Source organism: Micromonospora sp. NPDC005305, assembly GCF_040607315.1.
In the GTDB taxonomy this organism is placed as follows: Bacteria; Actinomycetota; Actinomycetes; order Mycobacteriales; family Micromonosporaceae; genus Micromonospora.
Genome location: NZ_JBEXGL010000026.1, coordinates 70680 through 79034, shown reverse-complemented (window position 1 = coordinate 79034; position 8355 = coordinate 70680). Strand labels below are relative to the sequence as shown.

The 8355-nt window shown below is 73.2% G+C and carries 9 protein-coding genes; 3 read left to right on the top strand and 6 right to left on the bottom strand.

What is annotated here, in order from left to right; translation table 11 throughout:
- Positions 1-588: 588 nt before the first annotated feature.
- Positions 589-1872 (bottom strand): tyrosine--tRNA ligase, encoded by a 1284-nt coding sequence (tyrS, locus tag ABZS80_RS29240; protein ID WP_355060845.1) that lies wholly within the window; start codon positions 1870-1872, stop codon positions 589-591.
- A 98-nt stretch (positions 1873-1970) separates the two neighbouring features.
- On the opposite strand from tyrS, the gene ABZS80_RS29235 reads away from it, so the two are divergent.
- Positions 1971-2360: a PaaI family thioesterase gene (locus ABZS80_RS29235; RefSeq protein WP_151464033.1), complete on the top strand. Its 390-nt coding sequence runs from the start codon at positions 1971-1973 to the stop codon at positions 2358-2360.
- 54 nt (positions 2361-2414) lie between these two features.
- On the opposite strand, the gene ABZS80_RS29230 is transcribed toward ABZS80_RS29235, so the two are convergent.
- From ABZS80_RS29230 to ABZS80_RS29220, 3 genes are all read right to left on the bottom strand, one after another.
- A complete protein-coding gene (locus tag ABZS80_RS29230) occupies positions 2415-3767 on the bottom strand; it encodes a hemolysin family protein (protein ID WP_355060839.1) in 1353 nt (450 codons plus the stop codon).
- Between the two features lie 125 nt (positions 3768-3892).
- On the bottom strand, positions 3893-4519 hold the full coding sequence (locus ABZS80_RS29225) for a hypothetical protein (protein WP_355060837.1): 627 nt from the start codon (positions 4517-4519) through the stop codon (positions 3893-3895).
- A gap of 10 nt (positions 4520-4529) precedes the next feature.
- Entirely contained in the window at positions 4530-5033 is a 504-nt protein-coding gene (locus ABZS80_RS29220) for a GNAT family N-acetyltransferase (protein ID WP_355060835.1), read from the bottom strand.
- Between the two features lie 218 nt (positions 5034-5251).
- Between ABZS80_RS29220 and ABZS80_RS29215 the strand changes: the two genes are divergently transcribed.
- Complete coding sequence (locus ABZS80_RS29215; RefSeq protein WP_355060834.1) at positions 5252-5512, top strand: hypothetical protein; 261 nt, start codon at positions 5252-5254, stop codon at positions 5510-5512.
- Between the two features lie 93 nt (positions 5513-5605).
- Positions 5606-6496, top strand: a complete 891-nt coding sequence (locus tag ABZS80_RS29210; RefSeq protein WP_355060832.1) for a universal stress protein — start codon at positions 5606-5608, stop codon at positions 6494-6496.
- A 49-nt stretch (positions 6497-6545) separates the two neighbouring features.
- Here ABZS80_RS29210 and ABZS80_RS29205 read toward each other — a convergent pair whose 3' ends face one another.
- Together ABZS80_RS29205 and ABZS80_RS29200 are read right to left on the bottom strand one after the other, a co-directional pair.
- Positions 6546-7172, bottom strand: coding sequence for an FMN reductase (locus tag ABZS80_RS29205; RefSeq protein WP_151464038.1), 627 nt, complete (start codon positions 7170-7172; stop codon positions 6546-6548).
- Complete coding sequence (locus ABZS80_RS29200) at positions 7169-8308, bottom strand: LLM class flavin-dependent oxidoreductase (protein ID WP_355060830.1); 1140 nt, start codon at positions 8306-8308, stop codon at positions 7169-7171. Before ABZS80_RS29200 ends, ABZS80_RS29205 begins: the two co-directional genes overlap by 4 nt.
- Between the last annotated feature and the right edge of the window lie 47 nt (positions 8309-8355).

The following is an 8355-nucleotide window of genomic DNA, read 5'->3' as shown; positions in this document are numbered from 1 at the left end:
AATCAGACCAAAGCCTGACCAGTCCGGGGTATAAATCAATTTGGCACTGGCTTTTCAAGCACCCTGTTGAGTTCTCAAAGAACAACCACACACCACCCGGAACCCCGCACCAGCAGGACCCCGTCCGGGGCATTTCGTTCGTCCTTACACCCGCCGCTCCCGCGCCGGGCACTTTTACTACGTTACCCGGTGGTTTCTGCCGTGTCAAACCGCTGTTTCGCGGTTTGTCATGCTTCAACCCTTTTACCGGGCACCACTATTCGACCGGCTCGCGCCGGGCGCTTCGTGGGTTTCGGCAGGACGGCCGCCGCGGTTTCCCGCTCGTTCGTCCGTGTCCCTGCCGCAGTCGACAACCTTACCCGGTCGGTTCCGCCTCGCCAAATCCGCCTCCCGGCGAATCCGGGGCACCGCCCGGTCCAGGGTCCGATGGAGTCAACCATCCTCACCCGGTCGTCATTCCCGCGCTCCGGCCTCCAGGTCTTTCGCCCTGTTTCGTCCGTTCCGCGCTGGCAGAGAGAAAGTTACGCGCCCGGCGGATTGATCGTCAAATCCGCCGGGCGCGTCCCGCGTCACACCGTCGACGTGAGGCTATCTGCCCAGCTCAACGCCGGCGAAGTTGCGCTTGCCGCGGCGCAGCACCAGGTAGCGGCCGTGCAGGAGGTCCGCCGGCGACACGGTCGCGTCCACCTCGGCGATGCGCACGTTGTTGACGTACGCGCCGCCCTCGGCGATGACCCGCCGGGCCTCCTTCATGCTGGGCACCAGGCCCGACTCCTTCAGCAGGCCCGCGACGTCGGGCAACTCGTCGAGGTGCACCAGGCCGGCCTCGGTGAGCGCGGCGCGCAGGGTCTCCGGGGCCAACTCGTCGAGCGAGCCGCGGCCGAAGAGCGCCTGGCTCGCCGCGACCGCCTGGGCCATCTCCCGCTCGCCGTGCACCAGGGCGGTCAGCTCCTCGGCGAGGGCCCGCTGGGCGAGCCGCGCCTGCGGGCGTTCCGCCGTGGCCTTCTCCAGCTCCTCCAGCTCCTCACGGGAGCGGAAGCTGAAGTAGCGCAGGTAGCGGGTGACGTCCCGGTCGTCGGCGTTGACCCAGAACTGGTAGAAGGCGTAGGGGCTGGTCATCTCCGGGTCGAGCCAGACCGCGCCGGTCTCGCTCTTGCCGAACTTGGTGCCGTCCGACTTGGTGACCAGCGGGGTGGTGAAGGCCTCCACCGGCCCGGCGCCGCGGCGCCGGATGTAGTCCACGCCGGCGGTGATGTTGCCCCACTGGTCCGAGCCGCCGTACTGGAGCTCACAGCCATGCCGGCGGTGCAGCTCGAAGAAGTCGTTGGCCTGGAGCAGCTGGTAGCTGAACTCGGTGTAGCTGATGCCCGTTTCCAGCCGGGCCTTCACCACCTCGCGGGCCAGCATCTTGTTCACCGGGAAGTGCTTGCCCACGTCCCGGAGGAACTCGACCACCGACATCTCGCCGGTCCAGTCCAGGTTGTTGACCAGCCGTGCCGCGTTCTCCCCCTCGTACGTCACGAAGGGCGCGAGCTGGTCGCGGATGCGCTGCACCCACCCGGCGATGACCTCGGGCGGGTTCAACGTGCGCTCGGCGCTCTCCTTCGGGTCGCCGATCTGACCGGTGGCGCCGCCGACGAGCAGCAGCGGCCGGTGCCCGGCGAGCTGGAGCCGGCGGGCCATGACGACCTGCATGAGGTTGCCGACGTGCAGGCTGGGCGCCGTCGGGTCGAAGCCCACATAGAAGGTGGTGCTCCCGCCGTCGAGCAGCGCGCGCAGCTCGTCGAGGCCGGTCGAGTCCTGGATCAGGCCCCGCCACCGCAGGTCTTCGGTCAGGGAGTCCCGCCCTGGCGGGAGGTTGCTGTCCGTCACGGTCACCGATTCTCCCCCATCGCCGGCCCGGGCCCGTACCGGGTTTGCCGACGGCCGGCGACTAGGCTGGCGGCTCCACCGACAGGAGGGGGGCCGCCGTGGAGACGCCGGACCTGACCGGGGGCTTCGTCGCCCTGCTGGGCCTGAAGTTCGACGAGGTGAGCGGAGACCGGGTGGTCATCCGCTGGCAGGTCCGTCCGGAGCTGCACCAGCCGTACGGAATCCAGCACGGCGGCGTCTACTGCTCGGTCGTGGAGACGGCGGCCAGCATCGGCGGCGCCCTGTGGCTGGGAGACAAGGGCAAGGTGGTCGGGGTGTCCAACCAGACCGACTTCCTGCGTGCCGTCCGCGACGGCGAGCTGACCGCGGTCGGGACCCCGATCCACCGCGGCCGCAGCCAGCAGCTCTGGCTCGTGGAGATCACCGACGAGGGTGGCCGGCTGGTGTCGCGCGGCCAGGTACGGCTGCAGAACCTCACCTCCGCCTGATCGCGGGCTGTTCGCACCGGATCGCGGCGGTGAGCGGCCGGGCGCCGCGGAGGGTCAGCCGCGGGCCTCGTCGAACACCGGCGTGTCGTCGGCGTCGGCGTGCTCGGCGTCCCCGGCGTCCTCGGCGCGGTCGCGGCGGGCGTGCCGGCGGACCCGGACCTCCGTGATGGCGTGGTGGTCGACGCCGCCGACGGCCAGGTCCCAGCCGTCGACCCGGACCCGCTCCCCCGCCACGGTGGGGATGTGCCCGAGGCAGATGAGCACGAGCCCGGCGATCGTGGTGTAGTCGCCGGGCGGCCGGTTGGGCAGCTCGACGCCGAGGTCGGTGAGGTCGTGCACCGGGAAGGTGCCGGGCAGCACCAGCGTGCCGTCTTCCTCGGTGCGGATCGAGCCGAGGTCCCGGTCGGTCTCGTCGTAGATCTCGCCGACGATCTCCTCGAGGATGTCCTCCAGGGTGACGATGCCGTCGACGGCGCCGCGCTCGTCGACCACCAGCGCGATGTGCTGGCGTTCCGCCTTGAACTGGCGCAGCGCGTCGACCACCGGCAGCGAGTCGGGCAGCAGCATGGGCGGCCGGGCGATCTCGTCCACCGGCCGGTCGTCGGGGACGCCGACCAGGTCGCGCAGGTGGATCACCCCGACCGCGTCGTCCAGGCCGCCGTGCCGGACCACCGGCGCCCGCGAGTGGCCGGTCGCGGCGAGCACCAGCCGGGCGGCCTCCGCGGTCGTCCCGCTGTCCAGCGTGAAGACCTGCAACCGGGGTACGAGCACGGCGCGCAACTGCCGGTCGGCGATCTCCACGGCCCCGGCGATGATGATCCGCTGCTCCTTGGTGAAGCCGTGGTTGCCGGCCACGATGTCGCGCAGCTCGTCCGGCCCGATCTCGTCCGGCTCGTGCTTCGGGTTCAGCCCGAACAGGCGGACGACCAGGTCGCTGGTGGCGCCGAGCGCCCAGACCGCCGGCCGGGTGACGCTGGCCAGCACGTCGAGCGGGCGGGCCACGACGAGCGCCCACCGCTCGGCGGACTGCATGGCGATCCGCTTGGGGGCCAGCTCGCCGAAGACCAGGGTGACGAAGGTCAGCACCAGGGTGACCGCGACGATGGCGACCGTTTCGGCGGCGTCGCCGAACACCCCGAGCAGCGGCACGAGAGGCTTCGCGAGGGACACCGCCGCGGCGGCGGAGGCCAGGAAGCCGGCGAGGGTGATCCCGATCTGGATGGTGGCCAGGAACCGGTTGGGGTCCTTGGCCAGCCGGGCCAGGGTGCGGCCGGCCCGGCTGCCGCGTTCCAGCCGCTGGAGCTGGCTGTCGCGCAGCGAGACCAGGGCCATCTCGCTGCCGGCGAAGGCCGCGTTGACGATCACCAGAACTCCGACCAGGGCCAGCTGGCTCCAGTAGCTCTGCACGCCCGCTTCTCTCCCCCTCGACCCGACCCGGGCCGGCCCCGGCGGCCGCCCGTCGCCGACCGTGACCCGGGCGGCGTCGCCCCTCAGTGCCCCGCGGGCGTGCCGCGCAATCCTCCGGTCGCGGGTCAGGCGGGGGCGGGCAGGTCCAGCACGTACGCGTCGCCCTCCGGCCGGAAGCCGAGCCGGTGGTAGTAGGGGGCCACCATGCCGCGCGGGCTGACGACCCGGCGGAAGCCGCGGTCGGTGAACAGCCGGCTGCGCCGGTAGACGAACTCGCCGGGGGTGAAGTCGCGGAACGGCGGGGTCACGTAGTCGAGGTCGATCTGGGCCACCCCGCCGGCCTCGGCGTGCGAGACCACCACGCCGACCACCTCGTCGGCGCGGACCACGAGGAACGCCGAGGGGTCGGCGGCGGCCGGGTCCCAGCGGAAGTCGGGGTTGAACCGGGCGATGTCGGCGGCGTGCACCCGCAGGGTATGGGCCAGGAAGGCGTCGCCGGTGCCCACCTCGACCACCTCGTAGGTCTGCGCGTCGTGGCGGGTGGCGAGCATCGACTTCAGGTACCAGACGTTGATCACGGCGAGCACCACGTTGAGCCCGACCATGGGCCACACGTGCACGGCGGCGTTGTAGCCGATCAGGATGAGGCAGCCGAGCAGGTTCAGCGCGCGCAGCCGCAGGATGCGGGTCTGCAGGAGCGACCAGACCAGCAGCGCGGAGCCGGCCCAGCCGACGAGTTCCAGCCAGTTCACCCCGGGGAGACTAGTGGTCGCCCTGGTCAGCCGGCGCGGCGGGCAGCTCCAGGAGGTATTCCTCGACGTCGGCGCCGCGGCTCTCCGCGTACCCCGAGTCCTCGCCGACCACGACGAAGCCGCACTTGCGCAGGACGGCGAGGGAGGCGGCGTTGTCCTTGGCGGCGCGGGCGTGCACCGGCCCCCGCGGCAGCTCGCGCAGCAGCGCGGCGAGCGCGGCGGTGGCGTGGCCCCGGCCCCAGCGGGCCGGGTCGATCCAGTAGCTGACCTCGGTGCGCTCCCCCACCGGGAAGGCCGCCACCCGCCCGACCACCTCGCCGCCGGCCGTCACCGTGCGCAGGACGATGCGCGGGTCGGCCCGGATGCGCGCCCAGTGGGCGTCGAAGGCGGCCCGGTCGGCCGGGTCCTTCGGGCCGAAGGCGGCCATCCAGGTGGCCTGCGGGTCCTGCTCGTGGGCGAAGAACGCGGGCAGGTCCTCGTCGCGTACCGGGCGGAGCCGCACCTCACTGGTCATCGCCGGAGGATACGCGGGACCACCGACGGACCCGGGACGTCCGGCCCGGCCGGGCTCCGCCGCCCGCTCGCGCCGGCAGGAGGCCGTCGGCCGGCCGGCGGTGTCGCGTCACCCGGGCGATGGACCGGCGCCGAAGTCGGTGCCGGACGAACCGGGTGGGAGCAGAGGATCCACGGATGAACAGGATGCTGCACCGCCCGCGGAGTCGGGTGTTTCCGATGCGTACCGTCCGAGCCTCCGTCGTCGGCCCGACGGCGGCCGGCCCGCGGGCCCTGGGCCCGACGGCGGCCGCGCCGCTGGCGCTCTTCGCGGCGGCCGTCGGCGCCATGGCGATCGGCCGGCTGATGATCGCGCGCCTGGCCGTGCGCCGGGCGGTGATCCGCGAGCTGCGGATCGGCCGGCTGGAGGTGGACGATCTGGTCGTCCGCCGGCACGAGGCAGGTGAGCCGGTCGGCGGGAGCGGAGCCGGGTATCGGTAGCGCTCCGCCGGCCGCACCCGGGACGCGTGCGGCCGGCGGTTCGGGCGCCGCGGGCCGGGTCGTCGTCGACAATGGGCGGAGCCGACCGGAGGGATGCCGATGAACCGACCTGTCGTGGTGGGGGTCGACGGATCGTCGACCAGCCTCACCGCCGCCGAACACGCCGCCCGGGCCGCCGTGGCGCGGTCCCGGCCGCTGCGCCTGGTGCACGGCTACCTGCACCCGCTCGGCTACGGGGTGCCGCTCAACCCGTACGACCTCGGGGTGCCGGCGCCCACCGAGGAGGCGCAGAAGATGTTGGAGCAGGTGGCCACCGAGCTGGTCGACCGGCATCCGGGCCTGCGGGCGGAGGTGCGCCAGGTGGCCGGTGGGCCGGGCGCCGCCCTGATCGACGAGTCCCGCCGGGCGGAACTCGTGGTGGTCGGCAGCCGGGGGGTGGGCGGCTTCGCCGGCCTGCTGCTCGGCTCGGTGAGCAACCAGGTGGCGCAGCACGGGCACTGCCCGGTGCTGGTGGTCCGCCCGGCGGAGCAGCCGATCCCGGTGCGGGGGCCGGTGCTGGTCGGGGTGGACGGGTCCGAGTCGGCCGGGTACGCCGTCCGGCTCGCCGCCGACGAGGCGGTCCGCCGGGACGCCGACCTGGTGCTGGTGCACGTCCGCACGCCGGAGCGGGGCGCCGTGGCGCCGGACGCGGCGGCGGAGGCCACCGCCGCCGCGCAGGCCGAGTCGGCGGAGCTGCTGGCCGGGGCGGCCGCCCGGATCCGCACGGACCACCCGGTGCTGAGTGTGGCCGAGCGGCCCATGCGGGGCGAGTCCCCGGAGCAGGCGCTGATCGAGGCGAGCGGGGAGGCGGCGCTGGTCGTCGTCGGCTCCCGGGGCCGGGGTGGCTTCGCCGGGCTGCTGCTCGGTTCGGTCAGCCAGGCGCTGGTGCAGCATGCCCACTGCCCGGTGCTGGTGGCCCACCCGTACGAGCCGGTCGACGACTGAGGTCGCCGGCCGGCCGCCGGGTCGCGGCCGGGCTGACCGGCGGCCGGGCTCAGGCCGGGTCGCGGCCGGCCAGCAGGTCCTCGAAGCTGGTGGTGAGCGCGAACGGGTCGGCCGGCCCGGTCGCCGCCGGGCGGCGGTCCACCTGGTCGGCCAGCTCGATGCCGGCCCGCCGGATCCGGGCCCGCAGCGCGCTGTCGTCGCCGTCGCCGGCCCAGTCCTCGGGCGCGGCGAACACCGCCGTGGGCAGCACGACCGCCCGCAGGTACGCGAACATCGGCCGGACCGCGTGCTCCAGGGCGAGCGAGTGCCGGGCCGTGCCGCCGGTGGCCCCGATGAGCACCGGCCGGTCGGCCAGCGCCTCCTTCTCGACGACGTCGAAGAACGACTTGAACAGGCCGCTGTAGGAGGCGTTGAAGATCGGGGTGACCGCGATCAGCCCGTCCGCGCCCGCGACGGTGTCCAGCGCCGCCCGCAGGGCGGCCGGCGGGAAGCCGGTGAGCAGGTGGTTGACCACGTCGTGGGCGTGCTCGCGCAGGTCCACCGTGCGGATCTCCACCTCGGCGCCGCGCCGGACCAGCTCGTCGCGGGCGGCCGCGGCGAGCTGGTCGGCGAGCAGCCGGGTCGACGAGGGCTGGCCGAGGCCGGCCGAGACCACGGCCAGGGTGCGGTGGGTCATCGGTCCTCCTCCGGCGCCTTGCCGGTCACGTCGTCGACGGCGTGCACCGTGCTGTCCTTGCCGCCGCCGGCCGCGGCCAGCAGCGACGCGTGGGTCGGCGCCTCGCGCACGTGCGCGGGGCGCAGCGAGTCGAACTCCTTGCGCAGCACCGGGACGACCTCCTCGCCGAGGATGTCGAGCTGCTCCAGGACGGTCTTCAGCGGCAGCCCGGCGTGGTCCATGAGGAAGAGCTGGCGCTGGTAGTCGCCGACGTACTCGCGGAAGCCCAGCGTCCGGTCGATGACCTGCTGCGGGCTGCCCACGGTCAGCGGGGTCTCCCGGGTGAACTCCTCCAGCGACGGCCCGTGCCCGTAGACCGGGGCGTTGTCGAAGTACGGCCGGAACTCGCGGACCGCGTCCTGCGAGTTCTTGCGCATGAAGACCTGGCCGCCGAGGCCGACGATGGCCTGGTCGGCGGAGCCGTGGCCGTAGTGCGCGTAGCGCTGCCGGTAGAGGGCGACCATCCGCTGGGTGTGCTCCTTGGGCCAGAAGATGTGGTTGGCGAAGAAGCCGTCGCCGTAGTACGCGGCCTGCTCGGCGATCTCCGGGCTGCGGATCGAGCCGTGCCAGACGAACGGCGGCACGCCGTCGAGCGGGCGCGGCGTCGCGGTGAACGACTGGAGCGGGGTGCGGAAGCGGCCCTTCCAGTCGACCACGTCCTCCCGCCACAGCCGGTGCAGCAGGTCGTAGTTCTCGATGGCGAGCGGGATGCCGTTGCGGATGTCCTGCCCGAACCAGGGGTAGACGGGGCCGGTGTTGCCGCGGCCCATCATGAGGTCGACCCGTCCGTCGGACAGGTGCTGGAGCATCGCGTAGTCCTCGGCGATCTTCACCGGGTCGTTGGTGGTGATCAGCGTGGTCGCGGTGGACAGCAGCAGCCGCTCGGTGCGGGCCGCGATGTGGCCGAGCATGGTGGTGGGCGACGACGGCACGAACGGCGGGTTGTGGTGCTCGCCGGTGGCGAACACGTCGAGCCCGACCTCCTCGGCCTTGAGCGCGATGGCCACCATGGCCTTGATCCGCTCATGCTCCGACGGCAGCCGCCCGGTGGTCGGGTCGACCGTGACGTCGCCGACGGTGAAGACTCCGAACTGCATGACCGGCTCCTCGCGTGGGGTCCGGACCCCCCGGCCCGGAATCGCTC